At 32.8% G+C, this 21,658-nt stretch carries 28 protein-coding genes and 2 pseudogenes; 26 read left to right on the top strand and 4 right to left on the bottom strand.

Annotated elements, in window-relative coordinates; genetic code table 11:
* Window positions 1-41 precede the first annotated feature (41 nt).
* Entirely contained in the window at window positions 42-245 is a 204-nt protein-coding gene (locus tag JCM19055_RS29615; RefSeq protein WP_265182110.1) for a hypothetical protein, read from the top strand.
* Between the two features lie 236 nt (window positions 246-481).
* Here JCM19055_RS29615 and JCM19055_RS29610 read toward each other — a convergent pair whose 3' ends face one another.
* From JCM19055_RS29610 to JCM19055_RS12695, 4 genes are all read right to left on the bottom strand, one after another.
* Window positions 482-829, bottom strand: coding sequence for an ATP-binding cassette domain-containing protein (locus JCM19055_RS29610; protein WP_265182109.1), 348 nt, complete (start codon window positions 827-829; stop codon window positions 482-484).
* A gap of 95 nt (window positions 830-924) precedes the next feature.
* Window positions 925-1,851, bottom strand: a complete 927-nt coding sequence (locus tag JCM19055_RS29605; protein ID WP_265182107.1) for an ABC transporter ATP-binding protein — start codon at window positions 1,849-1,851, stop codon at window positions 925-927.
* Window positions 1,757-2,233, bottom strand: coding sequence for an ABC transporter transmembrane domain-containing protein (locus JCM19055_RS29600; RefSeq protein WP_265182106.1), 477 nt, complete (start codon window positions 2,231-2,233; stop codon window positions 1,757-1,759). The genes JCM19055_RS29605 and JCM19055_RS29600 overlap by 95 nt, the downstream gene beginning before the upstream one ends.
* Before the next feature lie 314 nt (window positions 2,234-2,547).
* Complete coding sequence (locus tag JCM19055_RS12695) at window positions 2,548-3,123, bottom strand: helix-turn-helix domain-containing protein (protein ID WP_042359992.1); 576 nt, start codon at window positions 3,121-3,123, stop codon at window positions 2,548-2,550.
* Window positions 3,124-3,468: 345 nt separating this feature from the next.
* Here JCM19055_RS12695 and JCM19055_RS12690 point away from each other — a divergent pair, with 345 nt between their 5' ends.
* From JCM19055_RS12690 to JCM19055_RS23900, 25 genes and pseudogenes are all read left to right on the top strand, one after another.
* Entirely contained in the window at window positions 3,469-3,684 is a 216-nt protein-coding gene (locus JCM19055_RS12690) for a gallidermin/nisin family lantibiotic (RefSeq protein ID WP_042359991.1), read from the top strand.
* Between the two features lie 15 nt (window positions 3,685-3,699).
* Window positions 3,700-4,260, top strand: coding sequence for a lantibiotic dehydratase (locus JCM19055_RS12685; protein WP_042359990.1), 561 nt, complete (start codon window positions 3,700-3,702; stop codon window positions 4,258-4,260).
* Window positions 4,261-4,285: 25 nt separating this feature from the next.
* The gene (locus JCM19055_RS31820; protein ID WP_370543116.1) at window positions 4,286-4,540 is read left to right on the top strand and encodes a lantibiotic dehydratase; all 255 of its coding nucleotides are present in this window, start codon (window positions 4,286-4,288) and stop codon (window positions 4,538-4,540) included.
* A complete protein-coding gene (locus JCM19055_RS12675; protein WP_081833671.1) occupies window positions 4,533-4,976 on the top strand; it encodes a lantibiotic dehydratase in 444 nt (147 codons plus the stop codon). Before JCM19055_RS31820 ends, JCM19055_RS12675 begins: the two co-directional genes overlap by 8 nt.
* On the top strand, window positions 4,954-5,601 hold the full coding sequence (locus JCM19055_RS31815) for a lantibiotic dehydratase (RefSeq protein WP_081833670.1): 648 nt from the start codon (window positions 4,954-4,956) through the stop codon (window positions 5,599-5,601). Before JCM19055_RS12675 ends, JCM19055_RS31815 begins: the two co-directional genes overlap by 23 nt.
* Complete coding sequence (locus JCM19055_RS12670; protein ID WP_042359987.1) at window positions 5,570-5,986, top strand: lantibiotic dehydratase; 417 nt, start codon at window positions 5,570-5,572, stop codon at window positions 5,984-5,986. Before JCM19055_RS31815 ends, JCM19055_RS12670 begins: the two co-directional genes overlap by 32 nt.
* On the top strand, window positions 5,952-6,644 hold the full coding sequence (locus JCM19055_RS12665; protein ID WP_042359986.1) for a thiopeptide-type bacteriocin biosynthesis protein: 693 nt from the start codon (window positions 5,952-5,954) through the stop codon (window positions 6,642-6,644). Before JCM19055_RS12670 ends, JCM19055_RS12665 begins: the two co-directional genes overlap by 35 nt.
* Window positions 6,587-6,856 carry a lantibiotic dehydratase C-terminal domain-containing protein gene (locus tag JCM19055_RS31810; RefSeq protein WP_152549874.1) on the top strand — a complete coding sequence of 90 codons (270 nt, stop codon included), beginning with the start codon at window positions 6,587-6,589 and terminating at the stop codon, window positions 6,854-6,856. The genes JCM19055_RS12665 and JCM19055_RS31810 overlap by 58 nt, the downstream gene beginning before the upstream one ends.
* 22 nt (window positions 6,857-6,878) lie before the next feature.
* On the top strand, window positions 6,879-8,216 hold the full coding sequence (locus tag JCM19055_RS12655; protein WP_042359984.1) for a lanthionine synthetase C family protein: 1,338 nt from the start codon (window positions 6,879-6,881) through the stop codon (window positions 8,214-8,216).
* 12 nt (window positions 8,217-8,228) lie between these two features.
* Window positions 8,229-8,609 carry a flavoprotein gene (locus JCM19055_RS23920; RefSeq protein WP_052366294.1) on the top strand — a complete coding sequence of 127 codons (381 nt, stop codon included), beginning with the start codon at window positions 8,229-8,231 and terminating at the stop codon, window positions 8,607-8,609.
* Window position 8,610: 1 nt separating this feature from the next.
* Window positions 8,611-8,865: a hypothetical protein gene (locus JCM19055_RS23915; RefSeq protein ID WP_052366293.1), complete on the top strand. Its 255-nt coding sequence runs from the start codon at window positions 8,611-8,613 to the stop codon at window positions 8,863-8,865.
* Window positions 8,866-8,924: 59 nt separating this feature from the next.
* Window positions 8,925-9,636: pseudogene (locus JCM19055_RS12645) on the top strand (ABC transporter ATP-binding protein).
* Between the two features lie 1,658 nt (window positions 9,637-11,294).
* Window positions 11,295-11,969 carry a response regulator transcription factor gene (locus tag JCM19055_RS12630; RefSeq protein ID WP_042359981.1) on the top strand — a complete coding sequence of 225 codons (675 nt, stop codon included), beginning with the start codon at window positions 11,295-11,297 and terminating at the stop codon, window positions 11,967-11,969.
* Window positions 11,962-12,525 (top strand): hypothetical protein, encoded by a 564-nt coding sequence (locus tag JCM19055_RS12625; RefSeq protein ID WP_042359980.1) that lies wholly within the window; start codon window positions 11,962-11,964, stop codon window positions 12,523-12,525. Before JCM19055_RS12630 ends, JCM19055_RS12625 begins: the two co-directional genes overlap by 8 nt.
* Window positions 12,518-13,381, top strand: coding sequence for a HAMP domain-containing sensor histidine kinase (locus tag JCM19055_RS12620; RefSeq protein WP_042359979.1), 864 nt, complete (start codon window positions 12,518-12,520; stop codon window positions 13,379-13,381). Before JCM19055_RS12625 ends, JCM19055_RS12620 begins: the two co-directional genes overlap by 8 nt.
* A 602-nt stretch (window positions 13,382-13,983) precedes the next feature.
* Entirely contained in the window at window positions 13,984-14,394 is a 411-nt protein-coding gene (locus JCM19055_RS12615) for a nucleotidyltransferase domain-containing protein (RefSeq protein ID WP_042359978.1), read from the top strand.
* Window positions 14,384-14,788: a DUF86 domain-containing protein gene (locus tag JCM19055_RS12610; protein WP_042359977.1), complete on the top strand. Its 405-nt coding sequence runs from the start codon at window positions 14,384-14,386 to the stop codon at window positions 14,786-14,788. Before JCM19055_RS12615 ends, JCM19055_RS12610 begins: the two co-directional genes overlap by 11 nt.
* An 87-nt stretch (window positions 14,789-14,875) precedes the next feature.
* On the top strand, window positions 14,876-15,253 hold the full coding sequence (locus tag JCM19055_RS12605; RefSeq protein WP_042359976.1) for a hypothetical protein: 378 nt from the start codon (window positions 14,876-14,878) through the stop codon (window positions 15,251-15,253).
* Between the two features lie 839 nt (window positions 15,254-16,092).
* Window positions 16,093-17,574, top strand: a pseudogene (locus tag JCM19055_RS31805) (spore germination protein).
* A 12-nt stretch (window positions 17,575-17,586) separates the two neighbouring features.
* Window positions 17,587-17,877: a GerAB/ArcD/ProY family transporter gene (locus tag JCM19055_RS23910; RefSeq protein WP_052366292.1), complete on the top strand. Its 291-nt coding sequence runs from the start codon at window positions 17,587-17,589 to the stop codon at window positions 17,875-17,877.
* Between the two features lie 7 nt (window positions 17,878-17,884).
* Window positions 17,885-18,121 (top strand): GerAB/ArcD/ProY family transporter, encoded by a 237-nt coding sequence (locus tag JCM19055_RS31800; RefSeq protein ID WP_370543115.1) that lies wholly within the window; start codon window positions 17,885-17,887, stop codon window positions 18,119-18,121.
* Window positions 18,090-18,647 carry a GerAB/ArcD/ProY family transporter gene (locus JCM19055_RS25515; protein WP_370543114.1) on the top strand — a complete coding sequence of 186 codons (558 nt, stop codon included), beginning with the start codon at window positions 18,090-18,092 and terminating at the stop codon, window positions 18,645-18,647. Before JCM19055_RS31800 ends, JCM19055_RS25515 begins: the two co-directional genes overlap by 32 nt.
* Complete coding sequence (locus JCM19055_RS12590; protein ID WP_042359975.1) at window positions 18,605-19,732, top strand: Ger(x)C family spore germination protein; 1,128 nt, start codon at window positions 18,605-18,607, stop codon at window positions 19,730-19,732. Before JCM19055_RS25515 ends, JCM19055_RS12590 begins: the two co-directional genes overlap by 43 nt.
* A gap of 480 nt (window positions 19,733-20,212) precedes the next feature.
* Window positions 20,213-20,710 carry a spore germination protein gene (locus JCM19055_RS23905; protein WP_052366291.1) on the top strand — a complete coding sequence of 166 codons (498 nt, stop codon included), beginning with the start codon at window positions 20,213-20,215 and terminating at the stop codon, window positions 20,708-20,710.
* On the top strand, window positions 20,695-21,654 hold the full coding sequence (locus JCM19055_RS23900) for a spore germination protein (protein WP_081833666.1): 960 nt from the start codon (window positions 20,695-20,697) through the stop codon (window positions 21,652-21,654). The genes JCM19055_RS23905 and JCM19055_RS23900 overlap by 16 nt, the downstream gene beginning before the upstream one ends.
* Window positions 21,655-21,658: the final 4 nt, after the last annotated feature.

Below are 21,658 nucleotides of genomic sequence, written 5' to 3'. Positions count from 1 at the left end.
ACTAAACTTGTACCCAAGTTTAAAAAGCGGTTCCAGACTTCATGAGTCCGACGACACTCTTTGCTGCACGAAATACTTGGTGGGTGGAGATTTGTATTAATAATCCTTTAGCAAATGTACCTAGTGGTTCTTACCACGTACAATTAAGAAACCCAGACATTGGTAGAGCTACTTTTGCAAGTGGAACTTTATTTTATAGGGTTTTCTATCAGCCGTTTACTAAGAATATTTATCATCTTCATTAATTAATAATAAATGCTGCAATAAGAAGTAATATAGAAAATAGCAGCATTATTCCATTTAATACACATCCTAATATTCGTAAGAAAAAGTTTTTATTGGTTAATGCAAAAATCACGCCTAGCAAAGAAAGAACTGTCCATAAAATTATAGTAATAACAGGTGCAATTCCAAATCCATTAGAAACAAAATAAAGAATTATGGATAGAAAGAATAAAAAAAATGATACCATATAATTAAATCAAGCCTCCTGAAATTTTTGTTGATGTACTAATTCAGTATAAAATTGTTTGTTATTATATAATTCTAAATGAGGGCCTTGTTCTGTTACGGTACCATTTTGAATTACAACTATTTTATCTGCATTTCTAACAGTTGATAACCTATGAGCAATTATGAGAGTAGTTCTGTTGATCATCAAAACACTTAAAGCCTCTTGAACTAAATTTTCTGATTGACTATCAAGATGAGCTGTTGCTTCGTCAAGAAGTAATATTTCAGGATCTCTTAAGATAGCTCTTGCGATCGCAATTCTCTGCCTTTGTCCACCTGAGACCATAATACCTCGCTCACCAACCTCAGTGTCCAATCCGTTAGGCAAGGCCTCAACAAACTCACTTAAATTACTTTGAATTATTGCTTGATTTATCGAGCTGTTTGATACTTCGACTTCTAAGCCATATGTTAAATTTTTTTTAGTATGGAACCTGACATAATAGGAGCCTCTTGCGATACGTAGGCAATTTTAGATCGCCACTCTTTAACATTATAAGAAGTAATTGAATCTTTTTCATAGTAAATGTCACCAAACTTAGGTGAATAAAACCTTTCTATTAGAGAAAATATCGTTGTCTTACCAGCACCACTCGGACCTACAATTGCTGTAGTTTTACCTTTATCAGCTGTAAAACTAATCTCATGTAATATTTTTTTATCTGATGAATAATGAAAGTCTACATTTTCAAAGTGAATTCCTTCATTAATTGTTTCATTGTAAGGTCTATTAGAAACATATACGTGATCTAATTCGGTCTCTTCTGTAAAAATAAAATTGATCCTCTCAGTAGCTCCTCTAGCTTTTTGGAACTGAGTAAAAAACTGGGCCATTTGCGATAAAGGAGAGATGATTTGGAACATATAAAAGACTACAGCTACTAATGCACCCGCACTTAACGCACCTGTTGCTACTTGTGTACCCCCATAACCAAATACAATTACCAAGAGTAAGAGAGTAACTGTAGTCATAAGAGGAGATATAATAGCCATTATCTTTCCTGCGGAAAGGCTGTGAGTAAATAATGTGTTAATTCTTTTATTCCCATTACTTAATTCTATATTTTCAGCTATACTTGATTTTACTAATCGAATATCAGAAAGCACTCTTCCCAAATCTCCTTGGAAAGAAGCAGTCTCGTCTTGCAAAGCTTTAGAAATTTTATACATTTTCCTCCCTAATGGTTTTAGAATCCCGAATGCCATAGGGACAACAATAATCAAGAGGAGAGTTATTCTCCAATCAATTATGAATAACAAGATTAGAGAGCCCAAAATCTTTATGAGTCCGGAAGTAAAAGGGATTAACTGATCTGTAAAAAAAGTTTTTAACAACATCTGTATCGTGTGTAATCCTACTCATTGTTTCACCAGATGTCGTGTTATCAAAGAATTTTGTCGGCAAACTTATTACATGTTCCCATAAATCTTTTCTTAATCTCGCAACAATTATTTGACCAATGTATATCATCATATACAAAGAAATTCCTGACATCACAACTTGTCCTAAAAACACTAAACCTAATACCAAACCATTAACATAATTAAAATCTGAACCAACTACTAAATCTACAATATTCATAGTTAAAAGCGGAACTGCTAAAGACAAGGCTGTCTCAGCGATAACCAGAAAAAAAGCAGTTACAATAATTAAAGATGAAGGTCGATACTTGAAAAAAATAGATAAAAATTGTTTAGTTGATATCTTATCACCTGACATTCGAATCACCTTTCCGTTCCTAACTTCATCTCAATTAAATCAATGTATTGTTTATTATTAAACAATTTAATTAACGTAAAAGCTTGAGTGTAATACTCCCTTACATTTTTATAATTACTAGACTGTTGCTCAAGACTTGCACCTTTATAATATAAAAGCTGACCTAAAAAAAGCAGTAAAAGTCGTTTTTAAAGATAATTCAATTCCTAATTCGACTTCAGTTAGAGTACAGTTGTATTCTTTAATTTGGTAAAAGTGCTTAACTTTCTGATACGTCACATAAATTTTTAATAGATCATTGTATGAAGGCGGAACTAACGAGTTATTAGTGTCAGAAGCAAGAAGATCAAAAGACAGTTGAAAATAATGCTTAGTATTTGTTGGCTCGATTTTTTTCTGAATCTATAATAGCTAAAAATAAGTAAGTCCTTGCTAATAAAAAAATTCGTGAGTTGCTGAGATTCGACTAACTTTAATAATCGATTTTCAGCATCTGTCTTATCAATAGAGCTACATTTATACTCAGAGAATATATTATGGATCTTTAAATAGTGAAAATATCTGGTGTTTGTTAACAAAAAGTTACCTAGCTCTGAATTGGTCATTTCTAGAACTTCTAAATACATTTCATTTATAAAACAGTACTCTAAATATCGATATGATTCGTCAACATATTGAGGGTTGTCGTAGCTCAAAAATCTTGAAAAGTAACTACTACCAATGCCAAGTTTTAATGAAATTGATTCTAAAACTTGAAGACTGGGCACATACATTCCATTTTCTATTTTACTAATTGCTGCCTGGGTTACTATGTCTGAGCTGATATTTTCCTGAGTAAGACCTTTTTCTTCACGTATTTTTTTTATTTCTATTCCAATCTGCTTTGACATTTATCATCTTCCTTTGCATAAACCCAGTAATAAACACCTAAATAAATATTAAGAATAAAAAATCAAAAAAAATCAAAAAAAGTAATTTATACTCATTAAAATCCTTCATTTTTTTATTTTTATTTGTTTTTTTTCTAAGTTAATTAGCACTAATTTTTATAACTATTATCATAATTTTTTTAGAAAAATAACGTTAAAAAGAATAATCATTGGTTTTAGTTAAATTAATCGCTAAATTTGCCCTTAAATACAACTTTTCATTAGATCTGAGAGTAATTATCTTAAAGGTGTGAATCGGGAGAGGAAAATCCGGTTCAAAAAAAATTATTAGAGGAGGCAATTATTATGGCAAATCCTTTCGATCTTGATGTTGAGGTAGTAAAGACTGAGGCAAATGATGTAGAACCAGATTTCACGAGCGTAAGCTTTTGTACACCTGGTTGTGGAACACAGGTAGCTTTAACAGCTTCTGTTGTTAATCACAAGGATCGCCTGAACTTTAATTTGATAAAAACAACTTTAAAGGATCCTCAGGCGATCCTTTTCTTTATTTTAACCTAAGGAGTGTGGAGATACATGAATAAATACAGTTCAGGAATCTTTGAAACGACTGACTATTTCATGCTGAGAACCCCCTTACTATCAATATCTAAAGATTACGAGAACATCAATGTGGATGATTTGGTAAAAAGATTAAAAAATTATACAAAAGAACCTTATATCCAAGAAGCTATTGCTATTTCAAGCCCAACATTGTTTAATTCTTTGGAAAAGCTTGATGGTGATCCTTCATCAAAAAAAACTAGAAATACTATTTCCAGCCTTTTAAAGTTTTTAATTAGAATGTCTAGTAGGCCTACTCCGTTTGGGCTCTTTGCCGGGATAACCACTGGGGAATTTACAAATAAGGCCTCGTCAGGCTTTCTGTCTTCTATAAAACATCACAAAAAGCGCACTCGCCCGGACATGGAGTGGCTCTTAGGAGTAATTGCAAAGGTTGAAATGGACGAGAGCATTTCAAAGCATCTAAGAGTAATTAAAAATAGTGCTACATTTTCCACAGATGAAAGAATCCATTTAAGTTATTATTCAAACTTTGGTCAGATACGAAAAAGCAAAGAAAAAAAGAAAAGATAACATTTCAATAAGAAACACTGTAGTTGTGCAAGATGTGCTTTCATTAACAGAAGATTACACTAGCATGAACGAAATAATTAGCTTCTTAACAGAAAAGTATGATACTGCATCAATTAATCAAATCACCAATTTAATTCTACAACTAGTCAAACAAGAATTCCTCCTTAGCGAATTAAGACCCCCCTTTACTAACCATGACCCGTTAGAACATGTCATAAATATAATCGGAAATATCGAAGAAGCTGCAGAGCTTCATCAAAATTTGAAAAAAAATAAGTGATGTAATTACTTCTTACGATAAATTAAGTATTGGAGAAGGACTTCCTGCTTTATCCGAAGCTAGAGAATTAATGCAAAAGATGTACAATAACTCCAACTACTTACAAGTTGATTACAGTGTGAGCATGAAGGAAAAACTAACTTTGAATAACAAAATTAAAGAGGATATAATCAATGCTGCAGATTGGTTATGGAAATTATCTGATGCAAATATTGGGTTAAAACACTTAACTGAATATCATGTTGAATTTCTAGAAAAATATGGTGTTAATAGAGAAGTTCCTCTATTGGAATTATTAAGTGAAGAAAAGGGACTAGGTCCTCCTCCTACCTACAAATACCCTAATGGAACTAAGAGCTATAAAAGCAATCAAGATTCTACTGTTGCTGTAAAATCTTTACTTCAAAAAAAAGATAATAGAATGTCTAAGGGCTAATAAAACGGAAATTAACTTAACTAACGAAGAAAAGGAACTTTTAGCAGATAAAGAGACTGAATACAAATACGCTCCTGACTCAGGAGAAATATATGCAGAGGTCTTAGCTGAGTCGCTAGAAGATATAGACCTGGGGAACTACAAGATCGCTATTGGAAATAATGTAACTTCTTTTGGTATTGGTCATACTTTCGGTCGATTTTCTGACCTATTAGACAACAATGTCAAATCGAAGATAGAAGATTCGAATAACCACATTGACAAAACGTTTAACCATGAGCAGGTTGAAGTTGTTGAAGCAAGCTTTTTACCTCAAAGCGGTAGGGCGAGTAATGTTTCCTTAACGAGTTCAGGTAGGAATTATCAATTTGCACTCTCAACTAATGGTAACGATGACAAAGAGATCATACCTGCAGATGATATTTTTGTTGGAGCTACATTAGGTAAACTCTATTTAAAATCGAGAAAATTAAACAAAAGGTTAATATTCACATCTAACAATATGTTTAACTTTGAGAATTCTCCAAACCTTTTTCGGTTTCTAAGAGAAGTCTCATTAGAGGATACCAAAAATATCCAAGGATTTACTTGGGGTGATCTTGAAAATTTTCCTTTTTTTGCCTAGAGTTACTAGCAATAAAATTATATTAAGACCAGCTATCTGGAAATTAAATAAATCAAACATAGATTTATTTGATTTTGACACTTCATTTAATGAATGGAAGGGAAAATTTAAAGAATGGAAAATGGAAATGAATGTACCAGACAATGTACATTTGACTTTTGGTGATAACCGTTTATTTATAGATTTGAATAACGATACACACCTAAAAGAAGTTAGATTAGAGTTACGAAAAAAAGGACGAATTCAGCTTCAAGAAAAGATTAATAATTATAAGAAGAAATTATGGCTATACAGTAACGACGGAGTGCATAGCTCTGAAATAGTAGTTCCCTTCAAGAAAAAGGACCATATTGAAAAAAAAGCCATATGTTATTTTAAATACTAATCCAGAGATCTCTTTATCAGACAGAGAAAAGGAAATGGGTACCGATTGGTTGTACTATAATCTATATGTCCCGCCATATAAGCAAGAAGAAGTAATATCAAAAGAATTATACCCTTTAATACAAAACCTTTATAAAGAGGGACATATATCAAAGTGGTTTTATATTAGATATTATGAGAATGAACCACATATTCGTCTAAGGCTACAAGGTGAACCACGAATTTTAATAACCAATGTAATACCGATTATTCAATCATGGTATCAAATTAACAAAACTAAAGGAAATATTATAAAGATTGATACTCGTATCTACGAAAGAGAAATAGAAAGATATGGTGGCATTCATTTGATGAATGATATGGAAACTTTCTTTGAAAAAGATAGTAACCTAACCTCTACTCTACTAAGCATGAAAAAGAACAATCAATTAAAGTACTCTCTTGAGATTACTGCAATGATCAATATTGTATATCTAATGGATATACTTTGGAGTTTCGATGAGCAATATGAGTGGATCCAAGGTTTTGACTCCAAGTTATATAGTGAAGAATTTAGACCGATTAGAAATGCTATGTTAAAACTTCTGAACCCAGATAATGGATGGGAGGTTTTAAAAAAAAGGAACAGAGAGATTTGTTTCTACTACTTCAAGATATGAACGTAATCACCACAAAATTAGCCAAGCGATTACGTAGTGAGCCATTATATAACGGTAAAGATAGGATTATTGGCAGTTTGATTCACATGCATTGTAATAGATTATTAGGTACAAATAGAGATGCTGAGATGAAAGTAATGTCATTTGTAAATCAGATCCTAAAGAGTCAAAAACATTTGGTTTATAAAAATATACAGAAGCTGAAGGTGTAAACCAGAAAGGATATAAGAAATTATGACAAATCAAGCGGATATTCTATATAATAGCGATGCCCAAAAGATTATCTCCGATCTAAGCATAAAGCTTAATGATCCTCAAAAGATTAGAGAGATCGTCATGGATAAAAACAACAAAACAATGCTGGGCAAAATTAACCCATGGGATCCAATCACACTATCCCATGGATACCCTGGTACTATACTTTTTTATTCAGAGTTACATCAGCATTTCCCGAATAATCACTACGATTCCATAGCCCATAACCACATTAAAAGCCTAAGTAATTACATTTCGGGAGGAATTAGTTCAATATCTTTGTTTGGAGGCATTGCAGGAATAGCTTTCTCTGTCTTAGGCTCGTCCATCAAAGGACAAAGATATACAAAGCTCCTGCAGAATTTAGATAATGTCTTAGTCAAAGAATCTAAAGCATTAATAGAACAGGAAACAATCCGTAAAGAGGATAGTGCTTCACCTCAATTTTATGACGTTATTCAAGGGTTCTCTGGTGTTGGAAGATACTTCTTGGAAAGAGTCGATTATGTTCAATCACACCAAGAATTAATTGTAGATATCCTAAAATTATTCACTCGATTCTCTGAACCATTTATTCTAAATGATAAAGAAATTCCAAGTTGGTATGTTTCTAAAGATCATCAATTTTTAGAAAAAGACATGCGACTTTATCCAAATGGCAATTTCAACTTAGGACTAGCGCACGGCATTCCTGGACCATTAGCATTTCTCTCATTATGTACACTTAAGGGCATCGAAATCCCAAAACAACGTGAAACTATAGCTATTATATGTGATTGGCTTATTGAAAAATCTACATTAAATAATTATGGTTACACAGTATGGCCACACAGACCGAGTCTAGAAGATATACTTAATAACAATTCCGAGTCAAATAATGAGAGAGAGGGTTGGTGTTACGGTAACCCTGGAATTGCGAGATCGCTTTACCTAGCTGGGCTTGCTCTTAAAAATGAAAGCTATAAAGAGATATCTTTGAATTGTTTTAAAGGGATCTGTGATAAGCCATTTGCAGATTTAGATCTAATTAGTCCTACCTTTTGCCATGGAAAAGCCGGGCTTCTTCAAATATTGAAAAGGATGAAACAAGATACACAGAATAACTTATTTGACAGCCGTATAAAAGAATTGACTAACACATTAACTTCTCAATATAGTTTTGATTCACCTTTGGGATTCAAAGATCTAGAAATTAATGACAATACTAACCGTTTAGATAAAGCTGGGCTCTTAGAAGGAAGCTCTGGAACTATATTAAGTTTGTTACCACTAATAAAGAATGAGACTTATTGGGACAAAGCTTTCCTAATTGCTTAAGGAGGTTTGATTTTGAATAAAAATAAAGCAAATATATTGGTTGGTGTCTCGGGATCAATATCATTAATTAATGTTCCTTCCTATCTTGGTTATCTGAAATATAAATATGGAAATGTCCAAATTATCATGTCACATTCTGCTAACAAGTTAGTACCTGCTTCAACGATGCAGTTATTCTGTGATGCAGTACATTTAAATGAAGAGAATCATGCTTCAAACACAAACACACAACATAATACGATGAGCCATATTGAGCTAGCACGTTGGGCAGATGCTTTTATCATAATACCAGCAACTGCTAACAAAATTAGTGAAGCAGCGGCTGGGCTAGGCGCAGACCTGATGACAACAACATTATTAGCATATAAAGGAAAAGCAATTTTTTTGTCCTAATATGAATGAACTCATGTGGGGAAATCCTTTAATCCAGCAGAATATACGTAAACTTAAAGAAGTTGGACATGTTGTTATGGCTCCTCAAAAAAAAGAAGCATATGAAATTGCTTCCGGGACCCTTAAATTAAACTACATTATTCCACCAATTAATGAAGTTGTAGATGAAATTGAAAAAAAATTTAGACTTAAAATCCTTAAGCAAAGTGTAGTCAAACAGACTACGCTTTGTTTTGTAATTTTTGATTTTTTTTGAAAACCTTTTTCTATAGTTAATAGAAGTACTGATTTATTTTTAAGGAGGCAGGCAAAACAATGAAAAACATGATTGAAACGCATTCTCTGACTAAGACTGTAAAAAGTATCACATTGGTTAAAGATATTGATTTTGCAATTGGAAAAGGTGAAATTTGCGGCTTTATCGGACCTAACGGAGCAGGCAAAACTACAGTTATGCGAATGCTAACTGGATTAATAAAACCATCAAAAGGAACAGTTAAAATTAATGGCTTTGATATAAATGTTGATCGAAGGCAAGCTTTAAAAGGTATTGGGGCAATAGTTGAATCTCCAGTTTTCTTTGAATACATGACAGGGAGAAAAATGCTATTAAACTTAGCAAGGCTCCATGATTTAACCGGAACACAAAAGACAAAAAAAAGTGGAAGAGGTGCTTAATATTGTAGGCCTAGAAGGTAGAGGGAATGACAAAATCAAAAATTATTCCTTAGGAATGAAACAAAGACTTGGTATTGCTCAAGCTTTACTCGGCAACCCTGAGATAATAATTTTAGATGAACCTGCAAATGGATTAGATCCCATCGGTATGCGCCAATTAAGAGAATTGATTATTGAGTTGAACATGGATAATCAAATTACTTTTCTCATCTCCAGTCACCTTTTAGATGAAATTCAAAAGATATGTAGCGATTTAATTATAATAAAAGATGGAAAGATCCTTATGAAGGGGAAAAAGGAAGACATATACAATGCGGAGAATAATGATTTAGAAGAACTCTTTTTTTGAGATGATGGCAAAATGAAAAACTTAATACTGAGCGAATGGGAACGTATATGGGCGAGAAAAGTAATATTTATCCTGTTATTCTCTACTCCTTTTCTAGTTTTAGTAACAGGTATATTCTTCAATAACCAAAATACAAATAAAATTTCAACAGAGGTAGATTATGCAACTACTCTAAATTTTCCTATCCTAAGTATTTCAGAACATTTATTTATCACTTTTAATATCTTAATCTTATTTTTAGCAGCGAATATTGTAACAGAAGAATATCAAACTGGACAACTAAAATTAATTCTCTTGAGATCTTATAATCTTAATCAAATTTTTTTTATCAAAGTTCATCGTAATATCTATAACATTATTCATATTTATTTTGTTATATTTTATATCCTCATTAATTGTTGGTTTATTTCTTTTTGATATTCCAAATCACTCTAAAATGTTCCTCACAGAAGAGCAAATATCAAACGGAACAATGTTTGCTAACACTTTAATATATTACCTTTTAGCGTATCTTACAGGTTTAGCAGTGATGTCATTGGCTGTGTTTTTTTGCAGTTATCTGCAGGTCTATTAATTCAATATTAGGTTTAGGCCTAACCTTCTTATTCTTTTCTACAATAGTACCTCAGTTATTAGAATACTCAACAGCTTTTACAGAAAATTCCTATCAACTAGTTTATATAATTTACTCATCAATCACTAAGATACAGTACACTGGGATTTTATTATTTATGACCGACAATAACTTTAATTGGCTTTCCATTATTGTAATTGCATATCTTATTGTATTTTCTCTACTTGCATATTTATTGTTTACAAAAAGAAGTTACTTTATTTAAAAGGAGTTTAATATGCTTAACTTAGTCATAAGTGAATTTGAGCGGCTTTGGAGTATGCGCTTATTTAAATTATTGGCTTTACTTTTTATCTTTATATCAGGTTTTTCAGTTTATTTTTTAACGTTATTTGATATCGGTTTATACACTGCAGAGAGCGATACACCTTTAAATGCAGTGAATTTTCCTTGGTTTTTACTAAGAGAAGTTTCGTTCTTTATTACACTTTTCTTCATGCCACTACTATATGTTATAGTATTAAATTCATCTTTAAAATCAAGAGCATACAAGTTAATTCTCTACAGGCCTTACAAAAAAAAGTTGCGTTTCTGGTATCCAAATGGATAGTTTTAATAGTAATTACAACTATCGCCACAGGCTTTGTACTAATACTTGGATCGATATCCGGTTTGATACTTTACCCTATTCCTGACTTTATAACGACTTACAACGATTCTAATATCTATTCCGTATTTTCTGGCTACATCTATACTGTTTCTTTATATTCATTATTTTTATTAGTATTAATACTGATACTGTCATTATCAAGTGTAGTTTCACTAATAACACCAAATACAATAATTGCTTTTTTTCACGTTACTAATATTATATGTGGTACCAATATATTTCTCTAATGAGTTCATATTCCTTCTTACACCAACACAATCAATTTTTGGTGTATTATCAGAAGAAGGTTGGAGTCCTCTCTATAGTATATTAATAGTAGTAACTACAATTTGTTCTATCATGGCTTGCTTGATATGGAATAGACATGAAGCTAAGTAAATTTATACACTCTATGTAATGCCTGGGGGATAAATTATGGAGCATATATTATTCGTTGATGATGAAATTGAGATTGCAGCAATAGTCAAAGAATTGCTAGAAGAAGAGGGCTATAAAGTTACCTGTCTTCATAGCCCTACCTCAGTAATAAAGAACGTCAAGAATCATACCTATAATTTGATATTGTTAGATATTATGATGCCGAATATTAATGGATTCGATTTATGCAAATCGATTCGAGAAATTACTGATGTTCCAATTTTGTTTTTAACCGCAAAAACTGGAATGCATGATCAGATAAAAGGATTAAACGTAGGTGCAGATGATTATATAAACAAACCTTTCAGCCATGAGCAACTCTTGACAAGAATTAATGCCCACCTACGTAGAGAAAGACGTTCCAAAACGCCTGTTAAAAATATTACTTATAAGGATCTAACCTTAGATAACTCTAGACATGAACTACAATATAAACAAGAAGCTATTTCTTTAACTAATAAAGAATTTAAACTTTTAGAAGCGTTAATGTCTAGACCAGGACAGATATTTTCTAAAGACCACTTATATGAAATTGCTTGGGGGCGAGAGGCTTCTGGGCAAACACATACAGTTACTGAACACATTAGGAATATTAGAGCGCGAATACAAACAATTAAAACAGATTCAGAGGTTATTCGTACTGTTTGGGGGGTAGGATATAAGGTTGAGTAAAAAAAGAAAATCAATAAAAAGTCAAATTAGTTTATCAATCTTCAAAACCATTTTTTTTAGTTTTATTGCCACTATTTTGTTTACAGCAATAACTTTGTTTTTTGTTTTAAATTTAGATGATCGATATTATGCTAATTACTATGAAAATCAAGTGCCTGAAATAATCTCATTAATTCATACACATGGAGAGGATATTATAGAAGGCAGTAACATTGCACTTGAGAGGTTAGATAATTTCATTCCTTATCCAGGTATGAGATACTCAATAACCGATAGAAATGGTAATAATTTATATGGCACAATTAATGGCGAACTTAATTATACAACTCAAGAAATAATGTATAAGATAAACAGCAGTACATTATATGAGAACGAAGTAACACAGTATATTCCAATTATAGATGATGATGATCAATTGGTAGGTAGTGTTATTTTAACGTACAAGATTGAATCAGAAATTGAAACTTTTTTTTACTGTATTCATAATAATCTGTATTGTATTCCCCTTTATTTGTATATTGTTTTTCACTTATTACTATGGAAATCGAATGGGTAAAAGATTTCATGAAAGGATATTTGAGTTAAAATTTGCAACTGAACAAATTAGGAGAAATAACCTAGAAATTGATATTAAAGATCAAGGTGTTGACGATGAAATGAGTGACCTTATAAACTCTTTTAATTTAATGAAGGACGCTCTTCATGAATCTTTATTGAAGCAATGGAACCTAGAAGAAAGTAGGAATGACTTTTTGAATTCTATTTCTCATGATATTAGAACACCACTAACAATCATTAAAGCAAACGCAGAAATGATTAATAAGAGAGCCGATGCTAAACACCAGCGATATATATCAACCATAATTAAAGAGGTAAATAGAACTGAAAAACTCATTGAAGAGTTTGATAAACTCTATATATTGGAAAAACCAGATTTCACTATGAATTATTCTGAGATAGAACCTCTTAATTTCTTTCAAAGTGAATTAAACAAATATAAATTTATGGTAGAAAAGAAAGGCCTATCATATGTGATAAATTTGCATAAGTCAGAGAACAGAAGTACTGACTTATTAAAAGTTGATATCGCTAGAATTCAACAGGTGCTAGATAACTTAATTTCAAATAGTATACGTTTTAATGAACCTGGAGGCACTATAAATGTTACTTTAAAGGTTGAAAATGATTATTTTTGTTTGAAAATATGCGATACAGGCAAAGGTTTTTACGAAAAAGATCTAAATAAGTTGTTTGGTAAGTATTATCAAAACAACAATTCAGATGAGGAATATCACAAAGGGCTTGGGCTTTATATTGTAGAACAAATTATAAAAAATCATAAAGGGTATGTAAAAGCTTGGAATTCGAATGGTGCTTGCATTGCGATCTTCTTACCGATGGAAGAAGATTAAAATTTCTTTTAATACTTTCACCAATGTAGTAATGAGAGTTTAACTTCATTAATAAAGGAAAGATTAAAAAAATACAAGAAATTTGCATTTAGCGAGGTAATTGAATTGGTCGTAAACTGTTTTCTAATTTGCAAATTCTAGCCTATTTACCATTCAGAAATGATGTAATTGAACCTGGTAAAGGCTTACATTTTGTAATGAATGATCTCAGAATTGAAATGCTCAGCGTTCATGAGAAATTCATTGATATTTGAGGTTACAAATTCGGAAATCTTATTTTAAATTCCGTAAGGCTGCACAAGAACAAGGCGGTGAAAATATTGCTTAAATACTGCATCAATCATTGTATTATACCGACGTAGGTAATGTTCCCGCTGATAGTTCTATTTCTTTATTAGACTCAAAGAACCGTAACAACTCATTTGTTACGGTTCTTTGTTTACCTTTCAGTATTTACATTTAAACACGGGTAATTATAAAGTTTATACTTTAGTTAACGCTATTACCGTTATCCTTCTAACATAGGAGGTAACTTCCTTGATATGTTATTAAAAGAATTTAAACTTTGTTATACTAACACTAAAAAGGAGGGATATTGATGGATGAAAAAAATGAGAGCCGATATCACGAAGTACCTTATTGAAAAACTAAATCCATCCTTTATAATATTATTTGGTTCATTTGCAAATGGTACCCACCGTGAAGAAAGCGACCTTGATTTAGCCTTTTATCCTAAAGAAGGATTCGATCCTCCAACACCATATAAAATATTCATGATATCTCAAGATCTTGCCCATAAATTCAAGCGAGAAGTAGATTTGGTAAACCTTAAGACAGTATCAACCGTTTTTAAAGCACAGATCTATGCAACAGGTGATCTATTGTTTTCAGAGAACAAAAATTTGTTTGCTCATCAACAAATGACAGCATTAAGCATGTACGCTAAGTTAAATGAAGAACGTAAGAACATTTTAGATAAAATTAATGAAAGAGGGTCTATATATGAAAAGTGACGTGATTCTAAATAAAGTTACTACGATTGAGCGTTGTCTTCAACGAATAGAAGAGGTATATGCCGGAAATCCAGACCACTTGAAAGATTACACAAAACAGGACTCCATCATATTGAATATACAACGTGCATGTGAAGCTTCTATAGATTTAGCGATGCATATTGTTTCAGTCGATAGGCTGGGCCTTCCGCAATCAAGTCGGGAAGCCTTTGATATGTTGGAAGTGCATGGATATATTGATACACCTAGCGCCAAAAGCTTAAAAGCGATGGTAGGCTTTAGAAATATTGCTGTTCATGATTATCAATCCATGAACTTGGATATTTTAGAGGAAATTGTAAAGAATCACCTTGCAGATTTTACTCATTATGCAAAACAGATAATAAAAGGATAGTTCTCACACCATCAATTTAGTCAATGTGTTTCTTATAAGAATAATAACTCTAATATATTCAAAAACCTATAGTAAAGGAGCTTAAAAATGTGGATTTTAGAGAATGGCAGACTAACCCAGACAACCGATACATCCCGAGTGAAATTCAGAACAAATGTAAGCAACTCGATTCTAGATCAATTGAATACATTGGCTACTCAATATGACACACATCCTAATTATTTATTAGAGTCAGGTTTGCAAGTTGTTTTAGAGCAAGAAGTCATCCACTTCGACAAAAATAATCGACCAAAAGATCGCATTCAATATAAAACAACCTATGATAAAGATTTGCTTGGCAGCGTAAAGGAATTTGCAAAAGAAAAGAAACTATACGTCAGTGACTTGTTAGAGTATAGCGTTCAGTTTATTGATTTTAATTCTTTGAAGAAAAGAAGCAACAAACACCGAGTAGAAAAGTTATAGGCTTTAAAAGCCTATTTTTACGGCATTTCATAAAACGCCCCGAACATAATGTATCTTATCGGAAGTTAAATAACTGATCGTTGCTATAGAGTTAATCATCTTCATATTACTCTCGCCTGAATGCTGCGCTTTCACTCCGTTTAAGCATTAGTACGATTCCAAGCTTTATTCCATTGCTTCTGCTATATTCTGTTATCTGCATTTATGCTATTGATACACCTCAACAATGGAAAACAGATTGTAATGATTAGCAAAAAGCATATTTTTTTGGTGTTTTTAGCATTCATTTTACCTTTATATAATCAATATTTAGATTTTTCGTCTCCTTACCTACTCACAGTGTTTGAGAAATCCGCAGTTATTGCTTTTCATTTAACACAAACGTTTAGCAATTTATTCTCGAGATAACAAGATTAATTGGCTTATCATCGATCAACCCCTCCTTCTTATTTGTTTACAAATATTTTGTAAGCATCCATTTTCTCTCAACAAAGTTCAGTGTTTCAACCTCTTAATACGTTATATACTGTTTCACTAAAGTATATTATGTTTACTTCATTCTATTTGTATCCCATACCAGCAGGATAAAAAGAGCCATTGGGCTGTGTTCCTACCATTAAGGTTATAAGTTAAAAAGGCCTTTCTTGATATATCATGCTTTTTAAGCACTCTTTTTACACCGGAACATAATCTCTTCTCTTTTAATTTTTATTTTACTAAAGACCTTACCACACCATTCCCCATTCTTTTTATTTATCCAATTAAGGTATAAATTCATAAAAATAGTAAAGCGTAAGTGTATTGATGTAAACCGTGGGTGATCTAATGTTCAAAAAAACATGTACATAAAAAAACTCGAATTACAAAAAGATAAAACATTGGAAGGTCTTATACAGGCATGCCAAAACTCTTTCGACTTTGTCTCATATAACGCAACAGAAAAAGCCCCATTTCAAATCCACTATGTAAAATCTTTAGTGGATGAAAAACAGATCGACTCTCATATCAGTTCATATACGAAAAGCCCTGAGTTACAAACTCTTATTGATCTTAAACGATTGATTCCTATAGAAGGAACCAAAATCATTCGAAAAATTGAAGAGATCGAACACAATTTGTTGAGTGGTCATGTAATTATTCAAGTTACGAATCATGATAGTGAGGTTCTTTCCATACCTGCCCAACAAAAAGAACAACGATCTGTGGACATACCAGAAAATGAATTTACAGTAATTGGTCCTAAGGAAGCTTTTATCGAATCCCTTGATGTAAACCTTAACTTGATTCGCAAACGTCTTCCAGTTTCTGATTTAGTGATTAAAGAATTTATTGTTGGAAGTATAAGTAAAAGTAGAGTTGCGATCCTTCATATAAATGACATTACGAACCCTCAATTGGTTCAAACTTTAACCGAGCGTATTAATAGACTTGATTATGATGAAATCGTCGATAGCTCCCAAATCAAACAATTGATTTCAGATAATCCGAATACCTATTTCCCACAATTGCTAGAGACGGAACGACCAGAAAGGGTAGCATCTGCTTTAGTTGAAGGTAAAGTAGTCTTCACCATGGAAGGATCTCCTCAAGCGATGATTGGACCTACTAACTTATTAGAGTTCTTCTCTTCTCCAGATGACCATTACATGATGTGGCCCCTATCCATGTTCTTTCGATTAATTCGGTTAGCTGGGGTTTTATTCTCAGTTTTAGCAACTTCTGTTATATCGCAGTAACAACATACCATCATGAGGTTATCCCTGATGTTTTATTAAATACAATGGTTGCTTCGAGGTTGGAGGTTCCTTATCCCCCAATCATAGAAGTAGTCCTACTTGAAATTACTGTTGAACTATTAAGAGAAGCAGGAGCACGGCTTCCAAGTCGCATCGGTCAAACCATTGGCATAGTAGGTGGCATTGTCATAGGAACAGCTGTTGTTGAGGCTTCCCTCGCCAGTAGTGTGCTGCTTATCTTAATAGGACTTACAGCGCTCGCTTCCTTCACCACACCAATTTACCAAATGGGGAGTACGATTCGCATTCTTCGTTTTCCTTTTATTATATTTGCTCAGTGGTTTGGCTTTTTTTGGTATGGCCATATGTTTGGCTATTCACCTTCTTCACTTAATTAAGCTAACATCTTTAGGCTATCCTTACTTATCTCCCCTTTACCCGTTTAGGGTCAAAGACTTTAGAGACGAGATTTTCAGGTTACCAATTCAAAAGCTCGAGAATCGACCAGAGGTGTTACGCCCTCAAAAGAAAAAGCGATTCATTTCAAACTCTAAGAAACATCCGCCTAAAGATATTGAAGAATAAGGAGGCGAAGAAGTGAACACTCAAACTAAAGTTACAAAACAGGTTTCACCGTTTTTTGCTTTTTTTATCGTGACTGTTATGCAGGTAGGTGTAGGTATTTTCACCCTTCCACGCACAATGATTGTAGATGCTGGTCATGATGGTTGGATAGCAATTCTGTTCTCTGCAGTTTTAATTAGCATAATCATTAGGATCATATACGCTACCCTGAACAAGGGAGAAACTATCGTCACTATTCAATGTAAAGTATTTGGAAAAAAATTAGGATCATTTATTAGCCTGTTTTGGGTTTTTTTATTTTAGTCTGTTTGTGCTAATTACCCTGGTTGCATATGTCGAAATTCTTCATGTATGGCTTTTCCCAGATGTCTCACTCTGGGTTTTATATCTTATTTGTATGATACTAGCATATAGCTACACTACATCAGGATTTCGAGCAATTATCGGAGGTAGCTTATTGGCAGTTCTCTTCGTCCTTCCTTTTCTTTTTTTTCAGCCACTTACCTCAGAATCAATTGAACTTTGGCAGTTTGTTCCCTGTATTTGATCATTCGCTCCATGAAATGTGGCAATCAACGAAAACGATGACATTTCAATTTTTAGGATTTGAAGTCCTATTAATAGCTTATCCTTTTATTAAGCAAGCACCACGCTCACATAAATGGGCACAACTTGGTTTGGCTTTTAGCATGGTTATTTACCTAATAGCCTTTATTCTCCCTGTTCTTTACTTTCACGAACGTCACCTTTTGACTATTGAATGGCCAACTTTAACAGTTTGGAAAATGGAATACATCGGAATGTCCATGTGGCTACTTGTTTTATTACCAAATATGGCATTAGGCCTGTGGTCCGCCAGTCGTATTGTTAAACAGACATTTAACTTCTCTCAGCGTCATTCCTTAAGAGCAATTTCTATAGCTTTATTCGGCTGTGCTCTATTATTTACGACTCGAATAGAGATTCAATCTCTTTCTACCTTTACAAATCGTTTAGGATTTTACACGATTTTCATTTACCTCCCTATTTTATGCCTTTTGCAAAGATTTATTTTAAAAAGGAGGCGTCTATAATTTATAAAAATTTATGTATTATCACTATCGTTGTTATTTTATTATTGGTCACAGGTTGTAATCCTCAAAGTCATTACATTGAAGATATCCAATACCTTCAGGCAATGGGATTTGATTATATCGATGGGGAAGTTCAGGCAAACGGAACTACCACCATCTTTATGCCTGATGCAGAAATACCAAAAAGCGAAACTATTAACGTTTCTAGAGAAGATCTAGAAGACCTCTATTCACATATGCAAGCAGAATCCTCTCGTTACATAGATACTAGCCGAAGCCGCGTTCATTTGTTTCATAGTGATTTAGCAATAAATGAAGGGATTTTTGGGGTTATAGACACTATTCAAAGGAACCCCATGATCAATCAAGACTTAAAGGTCGCGATTACAAAGGGACCTACCAAGGATATTTTGAGTGCGGATTATCCTTTTCACCTAACTGTCCACGAATATTTAGTAGAGTTAATTGAATTTAATCAAGCTGAACAACTACCTCAAGCCGATTTTCAAGAGTTTTTGTACCATTATTATGCTGAGGGTGCAGATCCGTTTCTCCCACTATTGGAAAAAGCAGAAAATCATGTAGATGTAGTGGGCATAGCTCTATTCAAAGAAGATAAATATATTGATGAATTAAGTTTAGACAAAACTCATGTTTTCAGGAAGCTTATAAATAAAACTGAAGAAGGGACAGTTAATATCGATATTGATGAAAACCATGGAGTGGCTCTTCATCACCTATCTTCCAGTCCCAATTGGACAATTAAACAAGAAGCTGATGAAATTTATGTCAAAGTAAATGTAAATATTCAAGGGCCTCTGCGAGAAGCAAGAAATATTGATGTATCAAGACCGGAAACAATTCTACAATTGGAAGAATTGGCCGCAAAAGATTTCGAAATGCAGATGAAAGAGATTATATATTTCTTTCAAAAAAATGAGATTGATCCACTCGGTATTGGAGAACGTATAGGTCAAAAAGTGAGAAACTTTGATATTAAAAAGTGGGAAGAAGAAGAATATCCTAATTTAAACGTAGATATAGAAGTTAACTTTACAATTGAAAACACTGGTGCCGTTATCTAAGACTTAACTATGTACTAGATCATAAACAACTTTTTAGCAAAAATAAAAATTTCTAGGCTTTTTAGGTTAGCGATTAACTAATACACAAATAATAAACACCTAATAGACCATGAAGGCAAAATCAATCTAACTTAAAATTATTTTTCCATCCAAAATGAGTGGTGTAACATCTGAGAAGCCGGGGAATCAATCTCTTCACACATTCGACTAAATATTTGTTGATCATTTACTAAGAAAAAAAAATTTCAATTATAATATTGTTTGACTTGAGATCAACTATTATTTCTTTCTTCAGGCTCACCTCCCAGAGTAATTTAATTTCATGAAAATCAAATTTTATAACAAAATTCGAGTGTCCGTTGTTCCATATACTTACAATAACTTTTGATTAAAATTCCATATGTGCTTTTTATCTTTCCCAGTGAATAATTCTTATCAATTTCACAAAGGATACTCTAAAAACGAGAAAGGAGAGGCACAATGGTTTCTATTGATGAAATTAAATCTGTTGCTTCTAACTACTTTTATTGCACAGATGATTTGGTAGTACAAGAACTCCCATTTAAAAACCGAAAAGCATTATTAATTTATTTCAATACAATGACAGATATACAGTGGCTTGAACAGTCCTTTGTAAATGTTATTTCCCAAGAAGAGGCTCACAAAAATAACTTCTCTATAACGGAATGCTTATCAGAGTTTCCTTTAAAGCAACTAAATTCTATTACGGAAGGACTTCCAGACCTCCTAACAGGAAGTTATATAGTAATTGTAGAAAATAAAGATCTACATTACTTTTTAGGTAACGCTCCTAAATCAAACACTCGTTCAATTGAGGAACCTATTAACGATCGAGCACTACGTGGTTCACATGCTGGTTTTATAGAAGATTTAACAACGAATATTAATTTAATTCGTTACCAAGCAAAAATAAAAGAGTTAAATATTAAAAAAAACATACAATTGGAAAGACCCTAAAAAAAGATGTAGCACTGCTATACATAGAAGGCAAGGCTTCCCCTAAATTAATTAAAGGTGTGACTAAGAAGTTATTGTCAATTAAACAAGATTTAATTAGCTCGCCGGGATCCCTAGATGAACTTCTGCAAGATCCAAAAAAATCATTCTTTCCCCAATTACTATACACTGAACGACCAGATACTGTGGTAGGAAATTTGCACGAAGGACGAATAATAATATTAATTGAAGGTAACCCTACAGCATTGATCATGCCAGTATCATTTTTCAGCTTTATGCAATCTACTGATGATTATAACTCGCATTTTGTATTAGGGAGTTTCTTAAGAATTATAAGAACGATTGCATTATTTATTTCAGTGTTTTTTCCTTCTATCTATATATCATTGATTGCTTTTCATTTTGAGATAATTCCACAGCCACTCATTATTTCTGTAAAAAGCTCCTTACAGAATATTCCATATCCCCCTATAATCGAGGCAATGATCATGGAATTTACCATTGAATTAATCAGAGAAGCTGGGATAAGATTGCCCGCACCAATTGGTCAAACAATTGGAATTGTTGGAGGCCTTGTCATTGGAGAAGCTGTAGTAAATGCAGGGCTTGTATCAAATATTATGATCATCGTGGTCGCAATAACAGCTGTTTCCTCATTTGTTATTCCAAACCCCGAAATGAGTTCTGTGATTCGACTGTTAAGATTCCCACTTATGCTAGCAGCGGCGACTTTTGGGCTTATTGGAGTAATTTTATGTACATTTACTATTGTAATGCACCTTGTAAAACTTGAGTCTTTTGGAATGCCTTATTTAAGCCCTGTAGCACCATTTGATCGTAAGAAACTAAAAGATACAGTTATACGTTTTCCGATGTGGTTGCTTGAAAAAGACACTATTTTTACTTCCAATAAATTAAAGACAAAAAAAACAAAAAAAAGTTAATGGG

The sequence above is a fragment of the Geomicrobium sp. JCM 19055 genome (assembly GCF_000698185.1).
Lineage (GTDB): Bacteria > Bacillota > Bacilli > Bacillales > Marinococcaceae > Geomicrobium_A > Geomicrobium_A sediminis.
The sequence above is the reverse complement of the archived record's forward strand: the minus strand, read 5'-3'. Positions and strand labels throughout refer to the sequence as shown.